At 57.7% G+C, this 18,426-nt stretch carries 21 protein-coding genes and 1 other RNA gene; 10 read left to right on the forward strand and 12 right to left on the reverse strand.

Annotated features, from left to right (window positions below; all coding sequences use genetic code 11):
- The first annotated feature begins 8 nt into the window (after positions 1 to 8).
- Positions 9 to 737 (forward strand): hypothetical protein, encoded by a 729-nt coding sequence (locus AC2D8V_RS01905; protein WP_484731821.1) that lies wholly within the window; start codon positions 9 to 11, stop codon positions 735 to 737.
- 11 nt (positions 738 to 748) lie between these two features.
- Here the strand turns inward: AC2D8V_RS01905 and ald are convergent, their stop codons facing one another.
- Positions 749 to 1,867, reverse strand: a complete 1,119-nt coding sequence (gene ald / locus AC2D8V_RS01910) for an alanine dehydrogenase (protein ID WP_484731822.1) — start codon at positions 1,865 to 1,867, stop codon at positions 749 to 751.
- A 138-nt stretch (positions 1,868 to 2,005) separates the two neighbouring features.
- On the opposite strand from ald, the gene AC2D8V_RS01915 reads away from it, so the two are divergent.
- Positions 2,006 to 2,467, forward strand: a complete 462-nt coding sequence (locus AC2D8V_RS01915) for an Lrp/AsnC family transcriptional regulator (RefSeq protein WP_484731823.1) — start codon at positions 2,006 to 2,008, stop codon at positions 2,465 to 2,467.
- A gap of 42 nt (positions 2,468 to 2,509) precedes the next feature.
- Here the strand turns inward: AC2D8V_RS01915 and AC2D8V_RS01920 are convergent, their stop codons facing one another.
- A complete protein-coding gene (locus tag AC2D8V_RS01920; protein WP_484731824.1) occupies positions 2,510 to 2,968 on the reverse strand; it encodes a YHS domain-containing (seleno)protein in 459 nt (152 codons plus the stop codon).
- A gap of 322 nt (positions 2,969 to 3,290) precedes the next feature.
- Here AC2D8V_RS01920 and AC2D8V_RS01925 point away from each other — a divergent pair, with 322 nt between their 5' ends.
- A complete protein-coding gene (locus tag AC2D8V_RS01925) occupies positions 3,291 to 3,815 on the forward strand; it encodes a VPLPA-CTERM sorting domain-containing protein (protein ID WP_484731825.1) in 525 nt (174 codons plus the stop codon).
- Between the two features lie 68 nt (positions 3,816 to 3,883).
- On the opposite strand, the gene rpsU is transcribed toward AC2D8V_RS01925, so the two are convergent.
- Positions 3,884 to 4,090: a 30S ribosomal protein S21 gene (gene rpsU, locus AC2D8V_RS01930; protein ID WP_008207378.1), complete on the reverse strand. Its 207-nt coding sequence runs from the start codon at positions 4,088 to 4,090 to the stop codon at positions 3,884 to 3,886.
- A gap of 112 nt (positions 4,091 to 4,202) precedes the next feature.
- Between rpsU and AC2D8V_RS01935 the strand changes: the two genes are divergently transcribed.
- The 3 genes from AC2D8V_RS01935 to AC2D8V_RS01945 all read left to right on the forward strand — a co-directional run bounded on the left by AC2D8V_RS01935 (position 4,203) and on the right by AC2D8V_RS01945 (position 7,011).
- Positions 4,203 to 4,901 carry a COQ9 family protein gene (locus tag AC2D8V_RS01935; protein WP_484731826.1) on the forward strand — a complete coding sequence of 233 codons (699 nt, stop codon included), beginning with the start codon at positions 4,203 to 4,205 and terminating at the stop codon, positions 4,899 to 4,901.
- 67 nt (positions 4,902 to 4,968) lie between these two features.
- Positions 4,969 to 5,961 (forward strand): NAD(P)H-quinone oxidoreductase, encoded by a 993-nt coding sequence (locus AC2D8V_RS01940; RefSeq protein ID WP_484731827.1) that lies wholly within the window; start codon positions 4,969 to 4,971, stop codon positions 5,959 to 5,961.
- A gap of 66 nt (positions 5,962 to 6,027) precedes the next feature.
- Entirely contained in the window at positions 6,028 to 7,011 is a 984-nt protein-coding gene (locus AC2D8V_RS01945; RefSeq protein WP_484731828.1) for a quinone oxidoreductase family protein, read from the forward strand.
- Between the two features lie 12 nt (positions 7,012 to 7,023).
- On the opposite strand, the gene AC2D8V_RS01950 is transcribed toward AC2D8V_RS01945, so the two are convergent.
- Positions 7,024 to 7,653, reverse strand: coding sequence for a ribonuclease T2 family protein (locus AC2D8V_RS01950; protein ID WP_484731829.1), 630 nt, complete (start codon positions 7,651 to 7,653; stop codon positions 7,024 to 7,026).
- A gap of 139 nt (positions 7,654 to 7,792) precedes the next feature.
- On the opposite strand from AC2D8V_RS01950, the gene AC2D8V_RS01955 reads away from it, so the two are divergent.
- Positions 7,793 to 8,563, forward strand: coding sequence for a DUF1013 domain-containing protein (locus AC2D8V_RS01955; RefSeq protein ID WP_484731830.1), 771 nt, complete (start codon positions 7,793 to 7,795; stop codon positions 8,561 to 8,563).
- Positions 8,564 to 8,851: 288 nt separating this feature from the next.
- Positions 8,852 to 10,030 (forward strand): type III PLP-dependent enzyme, encoded by a 1,179-nt coding sequence (locus tag AC2D8V_RS01960; protein ID WP_484731831.1) that lies wholly within the window; start codon positions 8,852 to 8,854, stop codon positions 10,028 to 10,030.
- Between the two features lie 60 nt (positions 10,031 to 10,090).
- Here the strand turns inward: AC2D8V_RS01960 and AC2D8V_RS01965 are convergent, their stop codons facing one another.
- On the reverse strand, positions 10,091 to 10,771 hold the full coding sequence (locus AC2D8V_RS01965; protein ID WP_484731832.1) for a cupin domain-containing protein: 681 nt from the start codon (positions 10,769 to 10,771) through the stop codon (positions 10,091 to 10,093).
- Positions 10,772 to 10,781: 10 nt separating this feature from the next.
- Complete coding sequence (locus tag AC2D8V_RS01970) at positions 10,782 to 11,402, reverse strand: glutathione S-transferase family protein (RefSeq protein WP_484731833.1); 621 nt, start codon at positions 11,400 to 11,402, stop codon at positions 10,782 to 10,784.
- A 105-nt stretch (positions 11,403 to 11,507) separates the two neighbouring features.
- On the opposite strand from AC2D8V_RS01970, the gene AC2D8V_RS01975 reads away from it, so the two are divergent.
- On the forward strand, positions 11,508 to 12,056 hold the full coding sequence (locus tag AC2D8V_RS01975) for a TetR/AcrR family transcriptional regulator (protein WP_484731834.1): 549 nt from the start codon (positions 11,508 to 11,510) through the stop codon (positions 12,054 to 12,056).
- 3 nt (positions 12,057 to 12,059) lie between these two features.
- Here the strand turns inward: AC2D8V_RS01975 and recR are convergent, their stop codons facing one another.
- From recR to AC2D8V_RS01995, 4 genes are all read right to left on the reverse strand, one after another.
- Complete coding sequence (gene recR, locus AC2D8V_RS01980) at positions 12,060 to 12,653, reverse strand: recombination mediator RecR (protein ID WP_484731835.1); 594 nt, start codon at positions 12,651 to 12,653, stop codon at positions 12,060 to 12,062.
- 76 nt (positions 12,654 to 12,729) lie between these two features.
- A complete protein-coding gene (locus AC2D8V_RS01985; RefSeq protein WP_484731836.1) occupies positions 12,730 to 13,074 on the reverse strand; it encodes a YbaB/EbfC family nucleoid-associated protein in 345 nt (114 codons plus the stop codon).
- 67 nt (positions 13,075 to 13,141) lie between these two features.
- Positions 13,142 to 14,899, reverse strand: a complete 1,758-nt coding sequence (locus tag AC2D8V_RS01990; protein ID WP_484731837.1) for a DNA polymerase III subunit gamma/tau — start codon at positions 14,897 to 14,899, stop codon at positions 13,142 to 13,144.
- A gap of 65 nt (positions 14,900 to 14,964) precedes the next feature.
- Entirely contained in the window at positions 14,965 to 15,327 is a 363-nt protein-coding gene (locus AC2D8V_RS01995; RefSeq protein ID WP_484731838.1) for a YidH family protein, read from the reverse strand.
- Between the two features lie 61 nt (positions 15,328 to 15,388).
- On the opposite strand from AC2D8V_RS01995, the gene ypfJ reads away from it, so the two are divergent.
- On the forward strand, positions 15,389 to 16,225 hold the full coding sequence (gene ypfJ / locus AC2D8V_RS02000; protein WP_484731839.1) for a KPN_02809 family neutral zinc metallopeptidase: 837 nt from the start codon (positions 15,389 to 15,391) through the stop codon (positions 16,223 to 16,225).
- A gap of 24 nt (positions 16,226 to 16,249) precedes the next feature.
- On the opposite strand, the gene ffs is transcribed toward ypfJ, so the two are convergent.
- Positions 16,250 to 16,348, reverse strand: an RNA gene (ffs, locus tag AC2D8V_RS02005) — signal recognition particle sRNA small type.
- A 50-nt stretch (positions 16,349 to 16,398) separates the two neighbouring features.
- Positions 16,399 to 18,318, reverse strand: a complete 1,920-nt coding sequence (locus AC2D8V_RS02010) for a 5'-nucleotidase C-terminal domain-containing protein (RefSeq protein ID WP_484731840.1) — start codon at positions 18,316 to 18,318, stop codon at positions 16,399 to 16,401.
- Between the last annotated feature and the right edge of the window lie 108 nt (positions 18,319 to 18,426).

Here is an 18,426-nt window from a genome sequence, read left to right on the forward strand (position 1 = left end):
GGGTCAGAATGACGGGGGTCGCGCGATTTGTCCAACGCGACCGGTGGCCCGAGGCCGGCGCATGGGAACGGAGGGTTTGTCACGTGTTGCGCGTCTTGTTGGGAATAGGAGCGATGCTGCTGATCGTTGCAAGCGGTGCTGCTGCTTATGCCGCGCTGCAAAGCTGTGCTGTGCGTCTGTCCGCCCTTTCGCAGTTAAATGGATGTCCAACGGACGCCGAACTGGCCCGCACCGCCGAGCTGGAAGCTCTGGCTGCGACGCGGGCAGACTTGAGTGCGCGGATATCCGGTCATGAGAGGCTGTTGGCGGCACGTCAGTGTGATGCGGTACCACCATCGACGACCGCACCAATTACACCTGCTGCTTTGCAGGCAGAGAACCTTGAGGCGCTCTATGGCTGCTGGTCGCTTGGCAGCAGCTACCAGACGCGCGACGTCGACACTGGAAAAATAACCTCTTACCCGACGTGGCGCATGTGTTTTGACACACAAGGCAACGGTGTCCAGATCATGCAAGGCGATGATGGCTCCGCCTGCGAAGGCCCGGTGCGCGCGCGCATTGATGAGGGCATGCGTCTTGTGCTTGGCGAGGGTGGCAACCTTGCCTGCAGTGATGGTGGTTACATCCACCGGCGCGACATCGCCTGTGGTCTGGCGGACGCGGGCGGTGTGATCTGCGGCACGTTGCAGCCAGAGACCGAGGGTCAGGCTGACGTGCCGTTCACGCGCTGGCAGTAACCGGCTGTCGCCTACTGCTTGACGGCGACGCTGGGCGAGGTGACGTCAATGCTCAGCGCCTTCCCCACGGCGTAATATGTCAACTTTCCCGCATGAACGTTCAGCCCGTTCATCAGATGCGGATCATCAATACAAGCCTGCCGCCAGCCCTTGTCAGCCAATGCCAGCATGTAGGGCATCGTCGCATTGCCCAAAGCGATGGTAGATGTCCGCGCCACGGCACCGGGCATGTTCGCTACGCAATAGTGCATAATGCCGTCCACCTCGTAGATCGGATCTTCATGAGTGGTGGCCCGTGATGTTTCAAAGCAACCGCCTTGATCAATCGCCACATCGACCAGCGCCGCGCCCGGCTTGAGCGTCTGTAATTGCGCGCGTGAAATCAGTTTTGGCGCGGCTGCGCCGGGGATCAGGACCGCGCCCACGATCAAATCAGCAGACTGCGCCAACTCGGCGGTGTTGCCCGCCGATGCGTAAGACGTCTTGAACGTCCCGCCAAATGCGTCATCGAGATAGCGGAGCCGCGGAAGAGAACGATCCAAGACAGTGACATCCGCCCCCATACCGGCCGCGACGCGGGCCGCATGCGTGCCGACAACGCCGCCGCCGATGACCACAACCTGTGCGGGGCCGACACCCGGCACGCCGCCCATCAATACGCCGCGCCCACCGTTTGCTTTTTGCAGCGTCCAGGCGCCAACCTGTGGTGCCAGCTTTCCGGCAACCTCTGACATCGGAGCCAGAAGCGGCAATCCGCCCTGTGCGTCGGTAACCGTTTCATACGCGATACACGTCGCACCCGACGCCAGCAGGTCATGTGTCTGTTCAGGATCTGGCGCGAGGTGGAGGTAGGTGAACAGCACCTGGCCCTCTCTGAGCATTTTGCGTTCGACCGCCTGCGGCTCTTTTACCTTTACGATCATGTCAGCTTTGGCAAAGATTTCTTCTGCCGTGTCCAAAACTGTCGCCCCAACTTCCGTGTAGGCCGTATCGTCAAACCCGGCGCCCGCGCCCGCACCGCGTTCGATCAACGCCGTGTGTCCGTGCGCGATGGCTTCGCGGGCCGCGTTTGGCGTCAGGCCCACACGAAACTCCTGCGGTTTGATTTCTTTTGGGCATCCGATGATCATGGCGTCTGTCCTCTCCCTAATTCATTCTCAGATTAGGGGCGCTGATATGCAAAAAGGCACGAAAAACATCTCGCAGTCTGACGCAAACATCGAATAGTCTGCGATGAAATTGCGTAATTTCAGAAAGATCGTGCGTAAATGAGTTTGGACGAAACAGATAAGCGCATACTGCGGGCTTTGCAGCGCAGCGGCAGAATGTCGAACGCAGACCTGAGCGAGGCTGTAAACCTCTCAGCATCGGCCTGTCATCGTCGTGTTCAGCGGTTAGAAGCCGAAGGCTACATTAAGGACTATGTTGCTTTGTTGAATGCGCGCAAAATGGGTGTGCCAACCACGGTCTTCGTGGAAATCACATTGCAAGGTCAGGCGGATGAGGTGCTGGACGCATTTGAGAAGGCGGTAGCGCGTATACCAGATGTGCTGGAGTGCCACCTCATGGCGGGTTCGGCAGATTACCTACTGAAGGTTGTCGCCGAAAACACTGAAGATTTTGCGCGTATCCACCGCCAGTATCTGGCGCGCCTCCCGGGCGTTAATCAGATGCAATCCAGTTTTGCCTTGCGGACGGTTTTCAGAACGACCGCATTACCTGTGTCTTGAAACACCCACAGGTCTGATCGCCTTGTGACAACCCTTGTGTATTCAGGCCAGCACGGCAGGCCAGTTGGCGTCAGCGGCTGCGATCCGGCCGGGGATGTCCCGCTCCCAACGGCGTTGAATTCGGCGGGAGTAGTTGAGGTAGAGCTTGCCATCAACGATCTTCCAGGCATCCGGCACTGTGGAGGCAGTGTACCCATTGCTAACCGCCCAGGCGCAATAACCGCCGTATTGTGGCGCATAAGCCTGCGGGTCGGAGGCAAACTGATCGCGTCTTTTTGCGGACGTAAAGCGCCAGGTCGCGCCCTTCCAAACGACTGTGAAGGCATCCGAGCCCTCTGAGGGGGCGCCTTCTTCGAAATACGAAAGTGGGTCTGTCCCATCGATAGCGATGCCACGTTCAGCATACACTGGTGGTGTCGCGGCACTGCTTGCTGCCGGAAATCCACTGACCAGCGGAGCGGTGATTGTGCCGATGATAAAGCTTCGTCGATGAATGTTCATGTTACGGATCCTCGTTTCGCGCCGATGCAACAAACATGGAGCAGTGCCATCAGCAGGAAAAGAGACTTCACCCCATTGTTATTGGTTGCATGGTGGTTTGCCGTAGATCGAAGCGCGCCGTTAGATGTTTATCAATCGTTTGAGGCGATGTTTTGATTGACGCTAGGTCGCCATTTGGCTGCTGGTGTTCGGGCTTTCGCCGGATCGAAATGCGGTGTACCTCGCCGGGCACCGGATGTGTGTGTCGTTTTATAACTGGGTTAACCGTATCATGAAGCACTTGCTAACGCTAATTCTGACAGTATGTGGTCTGGGCGCGCCTGTGGCACAGGCAGCGACATTCGATGAGCAAACACTGACGCTTTTTCATTACTACGCTAACGACAGCTACCAACCCGGACCGGGTGACGAGCCCAAAATTTTTGAATGGGGCAGGGGCGACTATACAGCGGGGAAAGGCATCATTCTGAACGAACCAAACCCTTTTTATACTATTGATCTGGTCGGCAACCGGATCACGATCGACCTATATGATGAAGGTTTTGGCGAAACCGGAGACGATGCTGCGTTTTTTGTGCAGGGTAATGGACGCAACGGTCTTGTAGTGCAGGATACTTACAACACGCTGCCGAGTTTCTTATCGCTTGAATTGTTGCTCAATGACTTTGAGTCAGCACCGTTCGTCATGGTTAGCGAAGATGAACTGCTCTTCGATTTTAGTGCGGCCGGGCCGACGCCAGGTGCTGCCGCAACATGGAATGTTTTTGCAGTACCGCTCCCGGCAGGACTGCCAATGCTGGCGGCCGCCATGCTGGGATTTGGGCTGTTACGTCGTCGCCGCAACTGACCATAGAAAAAATAAACCCCCGCGCGATGCACGGGGGTTATTTATGTCGGTGCCAATGTAAGAAATGCTCAGAGCATGCCTTCGCGTTGGGCTTTTTTCCGCGCCAGTTTACGGGCACGGCGGATCGCTTCAGCTTTTTCGCGCGCTTTTTTCTCGGACGGCTTCTCGAAATGTTGCTTGAGCTTCATTTCACGGAAGACACCTTCACGCTGCAGCTTTTTCTTCAGGGCACGAAGCGCCTGATCGACATTGTTGTCGCGAACACTAACCTGCATGTGGTATTCACCACCTTTCTAAGTTGAGTTGCAAGGAATTGCAGGAAGTGGGCATATAGCAAGGACGACCTATCTTGTCCAGTCGGTTGACCAATCTTCGGAGTAAGACGTGATGACAGTGCCATACGACAGTGCGAAATCGGAAATTCTTGAAGCAGCAAAGGTGCATGTGCCGTTCGACGGTTGGTCGGAAGCTACTTTCAAGGAGGCGATTCGAGAAAGTGGTGTGGCACCGTCGATCGCACGTTCGATCTTTCCACGCGGTGCCGTGGATCTCGCGGTGGCGTTTCACAAACAGGGTGATGCCGAGATGATTGAACGCCTTTCCACGGCGGATATGACAGGCATGAAATTTCGAGACAAGGTTGCTCATGCTGTGCGGTTGCGGCTTGAGATCGTGGAAAACGACAAAGAAGCTGTAAGGCGTGGAACGACACTTTTCGCGCTGCCAGTGTATGCCCCGGACGGGGCTCGTTTGATCTGGGGGACATGCGATGCGATCTGGACCGCGCTGGGTGATACCTCTGATGACATCAACTGGTACACCAAGCGGGCGACGCTATCGGGTGTTTATGGATCGACGGTGCTGTATTGGCTCGGTGATGACAGTCCGGACCATATGGCGACATGGGATTTTCTGGATCGGCGTATCGGCGAAGTGATGCAGATCGAAAAGGTGAAAGCACAAGTGCGCCAGAGTCCGACGCTGAGCAAGTTGATGGCGGGGCCGAACTGGTTGCTTGGCCGGATCAAGGCACCCGGCGCAGCATCCCGTTCAAACCTTCCGGGCAGTTGGAACGGTTCGCCTTGACCGTCGTATTGCGGACGCTGCGCGGGTAGTACAGATTGAAACAAACGCGCAGCAGGGGGCAGATACCATGGCAGACATGATGCGGGCCGTAGAAATTACCGAAGCCGGCGGGCCAGATGTTTTACAAGTCACCGAGCGGCCTGTGCCACAGCCAGCCCATGGGCAGATCGTGATCAAAGTAGCATGGGCGGGGGTTAACCGCCCCGACGCCTTGCAGCGTGCAGGGCTTTATGCGCCGCCGCCTGCGGCAAGCGATTTGCCCGGGCTTGAGGCGGCAGGAGAAGTTGTCGCAGTTGGCACGGGCGCTGAAGGTGTCGCTCTGGGAGATCGTGTGTGTGCCTTGTTGCCGGGCGGCGGATATGCCGAATATGTGGCAACACCTGCGGCGCATTGCCTGCCTATTCCTGACAATATGGGCATGCGCGAAGCCGCCTGTCTGCCCGAGACGTATTTTACGGTTTGGTCGAATGTTTTTACGCGGGGCGGATTACTTGCCGGAGAACGGTTTCTGGTTCATGGCGGATCATCGGGCATTGGTACCACTGCGATACAGCTGGCTACGGCTTTTGGGGCGCGCGTGTTTGCCACTGCGGGTTCTGACGATAAATGTGCCGCATGCGTATCACTGGGTGCGGAGCGCGCGATAAATTACCGGACGGAGGATTTCGTCGCTGTTCTTCGTGAGGAAGGTGGCGCCGATGTCATCCTCGATATGGTGGGCGGTTCTTACATCGCCCGTAATTTCAAGGCTTTGGCTGACGATGGCCGCTTGGTGCAGATCGCATTTCTGGAAGGGCCGAAAGCGGACGTGAATTTCGTGCAATTGATGACACGCAGATTGACTATGACCGGCAGCACCTTGCGTCCGCAGAGTGATCTTGCCAAGGCGCGGATTGCTCAAGATCTGCGCGAAGTGGTGTGGCCCCTGCTGTCGGCAGGGCGGGTGGCGCCGGTGATGGATCAAAGTTTTGAACTTGCCGACGCCGCCAGCGCGCATGCGCGTATGGAAGCTTCGGACCACATTGGAAAAATCGTGCTGAAGGTATCCGGCGGCGAATAGGGGCGCTGCCCCCGGCGCTGACGCGCCTCCCCCGGAGTTTATCTGGCAAAGTGAAGGAGCCCGCAGATGGTGAAAACAGCAATTATTGACGCTCCCGGAGGGCCGGAGAATTTGCGCATTGTCAGCCGCGATGTCGGTGCGCCCGGTCCCGGGAAGATACGCATCGCGCATAAGGCGTGCGGGTTGAACTTCATTGATGTCTACCAGCGCTCCGGGCTTTATCCGTTGCAGATGCCCCATGCGTTGGGGATGGAGGCTTCAGGCATCGTCGAAGCTGTTGGTGCCGGGGTCAGCCATCTTCGTGTTGGCGATCGGGCGGCATATGCCGCGACGCCGCCTGGTGCCTATTGCGAAGCACGGGTGATGCCGGCGGCTCAGGTCTGTCCCTTGCCGGACGACGTCAGCTTTGAGCAAGGCGCGGCCATGATGCTCAAGGGGCTGACAGTGCAGTACCTGTTCCACAGGACAACGCCGATAGCGCGGGGTGAGACGGTGCTGTTCCACGCGGCCGCCGGGGGTGTTGGGCTGATTGCCTGCCAGTGGGCGCGATCCGAGGGGATCACACTGATCGGCACGGCGGGTACGGATGAAAAGTGCGCGCTGGCGCTCGAGCATGGCGCGGCACATTGCATCAATTACCGCAAGGATGACTTTGTCGCGCGGGTAAAGGATATTACCAACGGCGAGGGGGTTCACGTGGTCATGGATGCGGTGGGCGCGGATACTTTCGAAGGCTCGTTGGCTTGCCTGCGCCCCTTGGGCATGATGATGTCGTTTGGCAATGCATCAGGTCCCGTGCCCCCGTTCGAACTGGCGCGGCTGGGTCAGATGGGGTCGTTGAAAATTACACGACCGGTGCTGTTCACGCATACCGCCGACCACGCGACCTGTCAGGCGATGGCGCGTCAGCTTTTTGGCAAGGTGAGCGCCGGAGATTTGACCGTCAGGATTGATCAACGTTTTGCGCTGGATGAGGTGGCTGACGCACACCGTGCGCTTGAGGCCCGCGAAACCACCGGATCGACCATTTTGACGCTAGCCGGCTCCTGAGCGCCGTGCCGGTCATCGTACGGGAGTAAAAAGGGCGTTTTTCTGCCGGCAATCGCGGATCACGTCAGACCCGCACTGGCGCGGCTCAAGCGATTTTGTCAAGCAGATGCGCGCCTCTTGAATATGATCGGCGCGGCAGGTGATCGTAATGCCGTCGGGCTTTAGTTGCGGGTTTGCCTGCAAAAACACCTCTTCGACCACTTGTGGCGAAATGCGCACGGTTTCGGTCAGCCGCCGCAGGATATCGGGACGGGTGATCTGGGCATACGCCTTGCGCGACAGATCATAATATGCCGGCACGCTTAGATTGCTGCAGGTCCCGTGTTTGCGCCACTGGTGCCATGCAAGACCCGACGTGCCCATAATATCAGCCATCGCACGTGTCAGGCTGCGCGGCGGTGGCCGCTTGGCCGTCTGGCAATACGCAGGATAACCACGTTCGAATTGCGGCCATAACCCGTGCAATATCCAACCATGATCGTGTTTTGGATCACACTGGTCGGAACCTTTGGCGTCGCCTTCCAGCGCGCACCAGTTCGGAGACCAGCTGAGACTAAGCACGTAGTAGTCGAACTCTCCGGCGACGTCGGCGGTACCTGCCGTGGACCATGCCAAAAAGAGGGCGGCGACAAGCCTTCGCATTGGGTCTTTCCTTATCCGGACTTCCAGCTTATAACCGCGCGCAAGTTCCCCCACAATGGTAACCCGTTCCGGACCACCGGGACCGCCAATTCAGGCGAAGCTAAAGGCGTGGGGCAAGAGATGCAAAAGGAGTAGCGCAATGGCGAAACCAATTATGGCGAAAGCCACCGCCGTCTGGCTGGTCGACAACACCACGATCAGTTTCAAGCAGATTGCGGATTTTGTCGGAATGCACGAGTTGGAGGTTCAGGGGATCGCCGACGGTGATGTTGCGCAAGGGGTCAAAGGGTTTGATCCGATTGCCAACAATCAGCTGACACAAGACGAGATTGATGCAGCGCAGGCAGAACCGCTGCACAAGCTGAAGCTCAAATTCAACGCCGCCGCGCAGGGCGAGGAAAAACGCCGCGGTCCACGGTATACACCACTGTCAAAACGGCAGGATCGTCCGGCATCCATTCTCTGGCTGGTGAAGTTCCATCCGGAGCTGAGCGACGGCCAAATCAGCAAGCTTGTTGGTACGACCAAACCCACGATCCAGGCGATCCGTGAGCGTACACACTGGAACATTGCAAACATTCAGCCGATCGATCCGGTTGCATTGGGCCTGTGCAAACAGTCCGAGCTTGATGCCGCTGTACAAAAGGCAGCCGCTAAAAAGGCGGCAGACGCACCTGTCATGAGCGACGATGAACGCCGCAAGCTGGTCAGCACCGAGCAAAGCCTTGGCATGGACGCAGAGCCGAAAATCCCGACAGCGATTGAGGGGCTCGAGACCTTCACCTTGTCCGGAGAGGAAGACACCGAGGAAGACGAAAAAGAAAGCGCCGGCGATTTTTCCGACGCAGACAGCTTCTTTAACTTGCCAGACGGTGCGCATGGCGACGAGGAAGAAGATACCAAGCCCTAAGGCGCGATCGAGAGCGATTAATTCACACCCCGGTGCGCGCGCGCCGGGGTGTTTTCGTTGCGCCCGATGCATCCGAAAAATCACATGTTTGGCGCGCATAAAGAATTCGAAACTCTTTTGAAGAATTTTCTTGCACGAATCCAAAATGAGCGTAAACGCCGCGTAACAGACGCCAACGCACGCGCCTCTGGCCGGTCAATCCACACCTGACTGACCCGCGTTTATGTAGCGACGGTAACGTCTCTTGAAATGACTTTGGGGTCCTTGCGCCCCACTTGCTCTTTGGAGATGACCATGAACGCTACAAACTCGGGCGCACAGCGCGCCGCGTCACCTGTTTTTGCTGATCAAGCGGCGGCTTTCATTGCCGCTAACGCCTTTGACAAACCAACGCTGGTCATTTCGCGCAGCCGTGTTGCTGCGCAGTATGACGCGCTGAACGCCGGCTTGGGCAGGGCGCAAATCCACTATGCGGTAAAGGCGAACCCCGCGCCCGAAATTATCCGCATGTTGGTCAAGAAGGGATCAGGCTTTGATTGCGCATCGCGTCAGGAAATCGAATTGTGCCTCAGTCAAGGTGCGCGCGCGGAAAACATCTCTTTCGGAAACACCATCAAGCGCGCATCTGATATCTCTTTTGCCTATTCTGCTGGCGTGAGCCTGTTCGCGGCGGATTGCGAAGCCGAACTGGACAAGATCGCCCGTCATGCGCCGGGCGCACGGGTGTATATCCGCCTGATCGTGGAAAACAGCCTCGCGGATTGGCCTTTGAGCCGAAAGTTTGGCTGCGCTGCGTCTTTGTTGCCGGCGCTGCTGGATCATGCCGCAGCGGTTGGGCTGCGTCCTCATGGTCTGTCATTTCACGTGGGATCGCAGACGAAAAACGCCGCTTATTGGAACCCGGTTTTGGATCAGGTTGCGCCGCTTTGGCATGCTGGTCGGGCCGCTGGTCACGATCTGAAGTTACTCAATATCGGTGGAGGGTTTCCGGCATTCTACGGGCAGGTGGTACAGGCACCGCGGGCCTATGCCGCGGCGGTGATGGCCGCTGTCGCTGAGAGATTTGGAGATGTGGCGGAGATCATGGCCGAACCGGGCCGAGGCATGGTGGCAGAAGCGGGCCACATTGTGGCGGAGGTAATGCTGGTTTCAAAGAAATCTGCCGACGATCTGCATCGCTGGGTATATTTGGATATCGGTCGTTTTTCCGGACTGGCCGAAACCGAAGACGAAGCAATCCGCTATCAGTTCACAACCGCGCATGATGGGGGCGAGACCGGTCCGTGCGTACTGGCAGGGCCGTCTTGTGACAGTGCTGACATTTTGTACGAAAAACGCCCCGTGCAGTTGCCGTTGGCGTTGCGCGACGGAGACCGCATCGTGATCCGCAACTGTGGTGCCTATACGTCGAGCTATGCTTCTGTAGGGTTTAATGGTTTTCCGCCGCTTGATGTGATCGTCTTGTAGCCGCGATCCTGTCACGAGGAAAAGAGCCGCCTGCCTTGGGAGGGGTAGGCGGCTCGAATTTCAAGTGGCCGGAGCTTGTGGAGGGCGGGCAAGGTGGCCACGCTTGACCCAGACCTTGGTACCCGCGTCGCTGGCAACAGCGATGGATTTTGCCGCCTTGGGCAGGCGCAGCCAAGATTGGGCGCCGTAGTCTTCGCCGCCTTCAGAAAACCCACCTTCCAACACCAGAACTTCCAATCCGTCGGGCGCGTCCAACGTGACCTCGGTGCCGGGCGCCCAGTGCTCTGTACATACTTCTTCGTTGTCATCTTTGTGCAACGGCAATCGGGTGACGCCCGGTTGATCCGGTACGTCGGCATAGTCCCCGTTATTGGTGTCTACGCTAAATTGCGTACGATCATCCAAGTCGAATTGCCACAGCTTTACAAAGATTGTGCAGCCTGCGTCCGAACCGGGTGTGTGGCTGGTGGTTGGCGGATTGCGCACATAGGTTCCAGCTGGAAAATCGCCATGTTCATCCTGAAAGACCCCCTCCAACACTAGAAATTCTTCGCCACCAGTGTGGGTATGCGCCGAGAATTTGCTGCCCGGCGCGTAACGGACGATAGATGTTGCACGCGCGACTTCGTCTCCGATGCGGTCGAGCATGCGGCGGTCGACGCCTGCCATAGGCGACGGTTTCCACGGTATCTTGGCACCATGGACGACCGCGCGCTTGGTAAAATCTGCATTGAGTTCCATAACGTGCTCCTCAGGCGGCAATGCTTGGGCGCTCGGACACCCGTGCGCGCCATTCGATGAGATTACCGTATTCAGGGGGAATGTCGATTTGCGCGAAATCTGCAAAAATCAGCCCTGCAAACGCGGTGATGTCAGCCATGGAGAACGCGTCACCTGCAACGTATTCCTGAGCGGCGAGCAGGGTGTCGAAGTAGCGCATGCCAGCCAAAGCGCGTTGCTTTTGCATCTCGCCCCATTCGACGCACTGTTGCTTTTCGATATCTGGTCCAAGACCGGGTGTGGCGTGATGGAAGTATGCCGCGACTGCATCGAGCAGGTCTGCCTCTGCGCGCCTTTGCATCATGTGTATGACGGCTCTTTGCTTCGTGGTTGTGCCTGTCAGGGTCGGTGCGCCATCAATGCCGTCGATATATTCGGTGATCGCTGTGCATTCCGCAATGACTGTGCCGTCCTCCAACTCTAGTGCGGGCACCAGCCCGTTTGGGTTTTTGGCCCGATAGGCTGCTGATTTGTGCTCGCCATTGGGTACGTCGATGCTGATGAATTCAACCTCATCAGTCATGTTCTTCTCCGCTAAAGCGATGCGAATGCGGGCAGGGTTCGGGAACCCTTCATACTCATAGACCTTCATAGTAAATCCTCTATTTACCTATCTAGTGATAGATAGTTGGTAATCTTGACGAGCGCATGTGTCAAGCCTATCTGTAGGTAGGTAGGGTCACGAAAGGGTGATGGAATGGCGGGGACGAAAGATGCATTGCTGGACGCAGCGGAGGCAGGCGTTCGCAGAAACGGCTATAATGCGGTCAGCTTCCGCGAGCTTGCGGATACATTGGGGATAAAAAGCGCGAGCGTACATTACCATTTTCGACGCAAGGAAGACTTGGGAACAGCTCTGGTTGCGCGCTACGCGGACGGTTTTTTCGACGCGCTAGCGCGAGAAACAGCGCAGGCGCAGTCGCCGCGCGCAAAAATTTCTGGCTATTGCGCGACCTATCGTGCGGCCTTGCGTGCGTCGGACGCGATGTGTCTGTGCGGGGTTCTCGGCGCCGAGATTTCAAGCTTGCCCGATGCGATCGCACGTTCTGTAGATGATTTTTTTCAGCGCAATATCGCGTGGCTTGAAGCTGCTTTGCCACGGGACTGGACCGCAGAAAAAAGACGTTCGCAAGCCGTTCACATCCTTGCCGCAATGCAAGGCAGCATGATGCTCAGTCATGTGATGAAAGACTTGGAAATTCTGGATCGGACCGCGGCTGAGATCGTATCCGGAACCGCTGATTAATGGCTATACTGACTTGCGCGCACGCATGGCAGCCGAGATGGTTCCGTCATCGAGGTAATCAAGCTCTCCGCCAATGGGAACGCCTTGCGCAAGGGACGTAAGTTTTACCTGACTTTCAAGCTGGTCTGCGATGTAATGTGCGGTGGTCTGGCCATCGATAGTAGCATTCAGGGCAAGGATCACTTCGGTGATGCTTTCTGCTGGTATGCGATCTATCAGTCTTGGAATGCGCAATTCCTGTGGGCCAACGGCATCCAGCGCGGAAAGCGTTCCGCCCAACACATGATACCTGCCCTTGAAGACGCCAGAGCGTTCCATCGCCCAAAGGTCGGCCACATCTTCAATGACGCATAGTTCGCCATTGGCACGTTTTTCAGACGTACAGATATCGCAGATATCCGTGGTGCCGACGTTGCCGCAATTGAGGCATTCTCTGGCGGTCTCTGCGACGGTTCTGATTGTATCCGCAAGCGGCATCAGAAGCAGGCTGCGCTTGCGGATGAGGTGCAGCACCGCGCGGCGCGCGGACCGCGGCCCAAGCCCTGGCAGTTTTGCCATGAGATCGATCAGAGCATCTATGTCCTTGGTGCTGCTCACGCCGGATCCTTGCTGAAGGGCCCCGCCACTGGATTTGCGGCCTCCGGCGGGGACGTTTGGAGGTCAAAGGAAAGCCCTAGAAGGGCAGTTTCATATCCGCGGGCAGGCCCATGCCTTCAGTCAGTTTTGCCATCTCTTCCTGCGCGCGCTCTGTGGCCTTTGTCTGGGCGTCCTTGATTGCGGCGAGGATCAGGTCTTCGACAACTTCCTTGTCGTCGGAATTGAAGATGGACGGATCAATGTCGAGCGACTTCAACTCGCCTTTGGCCGTGCATGTGGCTTTGACCAAGCCGGCACCGGATTCCCCGGTCACCATCAGGTTTTGCAGCTCTTCCTGCATTTGCGCCATCTTGCCTTGCATTTCCTGCGCTTTTTTCATCATGCCGGCCATATCGCCGAGTGCGCCAAGTCCTTTGAGCATCTTGCTGATCCTTATCTATGGGTCGTTGGTGTGGATATGCGCGTTCACGCGCGGGCAGGCAAGGGCGTCAGTCATCCTCAAACGGATCCCATTCGTCCTCAACCTCCGGCAGCGCCTCTTCGGTGGCGGCCGCTGCGATATCTGCGGCCGTCCGGATACCGGTGATGCGTGCCTTCGGGAAAGCGTTAAAGACAGCCTGAACCAGTGGGTGATCTTCGGCAGAACGGTGCAAGGCAATTTCTTGCGCATCGCGAACTTCGGCGATTGTCTTGGTGCCACTGTCGTTCACGACCGTGATGGCCCATCGGTTGCCGGTCCAAGCCTGCAGGCGCTGGCCAAGGATTTGCGCGAGGTTCGCCGCGGCGTTGTCCGTGGGGGTGAATTCGATCCGGCCCGGGCGGTAGCTGGCAAGCCGAAGGCAGGTTTCAACTTCGATCAGCAGCTTGCCATCGCGGTTGGCGCGGATCAGTTCCACCACGTGGTCGAAAGTTGGGAACCTTGCCAGAGCCGTTTCGGCATCTACGGCCGGCGCGACCGCTTGTGCCCCTGCATGTCCGGTGGAGGATGTCGGGGATTGCACGGTGCCGGATGCGCGGGCGCTTGTACCTGAACCCTGTTGCCCTCCGGTCGGACCAGGGGCCGGCGGTGGTGTTGGCGTTGGCCCACCATTCAGTCGGCGAACAAGCTCTTCGGGCGAGGGTAAATCGGCTACGTGCGTCAATCGGATAACGGCCATTTCTGCCGCCATCATCGCGTTTGGGGCATTGCCGACCTCTTCAAGCGCCTTGAGCAGCATCTGCCAAAGGCGCGTCAGCACGCGCATCGCCAACTGGTCGGCCATTGCCAGCCCGCGGCTGCGCTCGTCCGGCGATATTGTCGGATCGTCCGCGGCTTCCGGAGTGATCTTTACGACAGACACCCAATGAGTGATCTCTGCGAGGTCGCGCAGGACAGCCATCGGGTCGGCGCCTTCTGCGTATTGTGCAGACAGCTCTGTCAGGGCGCTCGCCGCATCGCCCTTGAGGATCATGTCAAATAGATCGAGAACGCGCCCACGATCCGCCAACCCCAGCATCGCCCGGACTTGTTCGGCGGTCGTCTCGCCTGCGCCGTGGCTGATCGCCTGATCCAACAGCGAAGTTGCGTCGCGTGCCGACCCTTCCGCGGCGCGGGCGATCAGCGCCAACGCGTCATCGGCAATCGCCGCACCTTCGGAGGAGGCAATGCGCTGAAGCATGTCGATCATGACTTCGGGTTCGATCCTGCGCAGGTCGAACCGCTGGCAGCGCGACAGGACCGTGACCGGAACCTTGCGGATCTCTGTCGTGGCGAAGATAAACTTTACATGTTCTGGCGGCTCTTCCAGCGTCTTGAGAAGCGCGTTGAACGCGCCAGTTGACAACATGTGCACCTCGTCGATGATGTACACTTTGTACCGGGCCGATGCTGCGCGGTAATGCACCGAATCGATAATTTCGCGAATATTCGCAACCCCGGTATTCGAAGCGGCGTCCATTTCCATCACATCGACATGGCGGCCTTCCATGATTGCTGTGCAGTGTTCGCAGATGCCGCAGGGCTCTGTAGTCGGCCCGCCGGAGCCATCGGGCCCGATGCAGTTCATTCCTTTTGCGATGATCCGTGCTGTGGTCGTTTTACCGGTGCCACGGATACCCGTCATGATAAAGGCTTGCGCGATACGATCGGCTTCGAACGCGTTTTTCAGAGTGCGCACCATCGCATCCTGGCCCACAAGGTCGGCAAATGTCTCAGGGCGGTACTTTCGGGCAAGCACCTGATATGGCGCGGAGGGGGCGTCGTTCATTGCTGTCCTGTTGAGCCAAGGATTCGGGGCGTGGTCAGCCTAGGCGGTACACGCAGATAGGTAAACTAGAGCCACCACAGAATAATGCCCGTGGCAACCGCAGCGATGCTCAGAAAAATGCTCAGTCGCGTGAAATAGTCCGAAGACTGAGCCCTCGCGTCGTGTTGCTCAAGCCGATCAAGTGTGTTGCAGGCCTGTCGCCTTGCTGACCAGAACACAAACACCGCAATACCAATAAAGGCCGAGGCCACCAGCTTGGGCACCCAAGTCGGCTCGAACGGACCGAAAACCGCTTTGAGACCGAGCGCCAGTGCAACCGAAGCCATGCCGGTGCGCATCCAGCCTGCGAAGGTTCGTTCGTTCGCAAGGGTTGTGCGGTCTTCCGCCCAGTCCGTACGATCCTTGGCCATGTCATTATTGTTGGGCATGAAACCAACTTGTGCTTTATTCGTTGTCCTACAGCAAGGAGTTTGCCGTCAGGAGGTTCAAATGCGATTGCGTGGTATCAAATCCAGTCGGAATGTCAGTGTTCGCCGAGGCGGCGGCATGCGTCGCGGCGGTGGGATTGGTCTGGTCGGCGTTTTGGCGGTCCTTGCGTTCGGCTACTTTACAGGCATCGACATCACGCCGCTGCTTAACGAGCAAGGCACAGGTGTGCAGCAGCAGTCTACACCGGTGACTGCTGAGGATGAGCAGGTGATTCAGTTCGCTTCGCGTGTATTGACGACAACCGAAGAGGTCTGGGGAGGCATTTTCCCACAACAGGTAGGAAAACCGTACGAGCCGCCACAGCTCATCATTTTTTCCGGTGTAACCCAAAGCGCTTGCGGAGGAGCCTCCGGTGCAACAGGACCGTTTTACTGCCCGGCCGATGAAAGCGCTTATCTGGACACTCAGTTTTTTGTTCAAATGGAACGACAACTCGGTGCAGGAGGGGATTTTGCTGCAGCTTATGTGATTGCGCATGAGGTGGCGCATCACGTCCAGAACGAGCTTGGCATCCTGGGTCAAGTCAGCCAGCTGAGGTCACAAGTGTCGCAAGTCGAGTCGAACCGGTTGACTGTGCGTCTGGAATTGATGGCCGACTGCCTGTCCGGTGTTTGGGCCCGATCGGTGCGTGGGCTGATGGAGCGCGGCGATCTGGAAGAGGCGCTGAATGCGGCGCGGATGATTGGCGATGATCGCCTGCAGCGCCAAGCCGGGCGCGTGCCACAACCACACACATTTACTCACGGCACATCCGAGCAGCGCGCCCGCTGGTTTGAGCGCGGTTTTGACAGCGGCCAGATTAATAGCTGCGATACCTTCGGCACCGACAATCTGTGATGCGCCATCCGATCCAGAGGGAGGTGGTGAGAGGCTGGACAACGACCCAAGCGGGGCTCGTTACGGCTGCTTCCTTCCGGACCTGACCGGGTTGGCGAGGCGCTCACCCGCGCCAACCTCTCAGAGCTGCATATAGTCGTAGCACAATCGGTGTGCAAGCCCTGCCAAGCGCATCAAAAGCGGAGTCTTAGGCGAAGAAACCCGTCTTCTGTTTCACCCGTCGGTTCGGGGTGCAGGTGTGCGATGTCGTCAAGATTTTTGATCGCTTCGGGTGCGGTTAGTAGATCCGCTGCTGCGCCCTGCGGATGCACCAGGCGCCATGGACGCACCCCGCGAACGGCATTGCAGTCTGGGTTCTTTAGATAATTGATGAGCGCGTCTTTGATCGGCGCGTGGCCTTTGACCACCACTTGATGTGGGGAAAATTGCTGGTACAGGCCGCCGCCGCCCACCCGGTGATCTGTCGTAGCAACCAGAAATTCTGCATCCGGATCCAGTGGCGCGCCTTGCCACATGACATTTTTGACCCGCCGTTGTGCTGTTTCCCGTTTACGACCCGACACGGTATAGGACGCCTCCACAGCGAGGTCGATTTCGTATTGCAGCCCGTAGAAGGCATCAAACCGGAACCCGGGGATATGTGGGTTTGTAAGCATTTGCCCGTCCGCGAACGGTTGGAGCTTGTTGAAGATAACCGCCGACCGTTCCAGCCAGTCCAGCAGGCGCGCGCCGCGTGTCCGGACAGCCCAGACCTGATTTGCGTATCGCGTCATGCCGGCAATATGACGCGACTGTATCTCGCCTTCATTCAACGCGATGAAATTTTCCGGACCATCGAAGCCGCCGGTCAGGGTTGCTGATGCCACAGCGAGCAATGGTAGCTCTGCAAGCGAAGTGCCTGCGACGGCCCCTGCGATGGCTCGATGCTTTGCAGCAGCCATAAGCGCCACGACAGGGCTGGGGTCGGCCAGCGCAAAATAGGTGTTCATAGGGCGTCTGAGGACTGCTTCCGGCTTGGCAAGATGGCGCCGCACACAGCTTTGGGCCGAGGCCTGAATTTCTTCGACGTGTTTGTCCGCCGCCGAGCAATTGGCCGGAACGAGCTGTGCTGATGCCAGCGACACCTGCCAAGGCGTGTCTGGTGCCGTCTGTTCTATTGTCAGGTCAATCTGCCCCAGATCGGACCCCGAAGCACCGGGTTGCACCACCGGAACATTCCAGACGAAACCACGGTCGTTATCGACGCCACCGATTCCATCATGGTCGGGACCGGGAAATCGCAGATGCGTATGACCGCCGACAACCGCGTCGATGTCATCGAGCTTGGCAACCTCTGAAATGAGGTTTTGCGCGTCGTCACCTTCGTCAAAGAATGCGATACCCATGTGCGCCAGCACAAATATCAGGTCGACACCCGATGTCTTTAGCCGCCGGGCTTCAGCCTTCAATGCCCCAATAGGGGGATGCAGCCTCGCCCTGCCCGAAAGGTGATGACGGCTCCAGGCGGCGGTCTTGTCCGGCAAGCTGGACACCACGCCGATCTTAAGCTCCACCGACGAGCCATCAGAAGCTATGATCTCTCGCGACAGAACAACGCTCTTTTTCACGTCCTCAAGCTCATTACAGTCCAGGTTCGTGCAAATCACTGGCATTTTGTGTTGCCGCAGGCATTGGCCCAGATACGTCAGCCCGAAATCGATGTCGTGATTGCCAAGACCGCCCGCGTCATAGGAAAGAGCATTCATGCAGGCGACCATCGGATGACTTTGGGCGAGATTTTCCTCTGCAAGAACATCAGCCATTGGATTTCCCTGAAGCGTGTCCCCGTTATCGAACAGCAGGCAAAGACGGTTTTCGGCTTCGGCCTCGCGACGCGCATGATCGATCAGCGTTGCCAGTCGCGCGAGACTGCCGCCATCGCTTTGCTTGTCCTGAATGTAGTCGAAAGAAGTGATTTGCATGTGCAGATCACTGGTGGCCAGCAGGCGCAAGTTGGCTGTGCGACAGGTCGCAAAGGTGGAGACGGAGGCGTCGATATCTTTTACCTCTTGTTGGACTTCGGCAAAGCAACCATCGGATGAGTCCAATCCCATCAGATCACGCAAGGGTTGGCAAGGCTTGCCCCGATAAAATCCTTGTCTATTTGGTTGTGGCACCTGCCAATCCATGGCACGGCTATTTGGCAGGCAGAACGGGGGACT

The sequence above is a fragment of the Roseobacter sp. YIN89 genome (assembly GCF_057219365.1).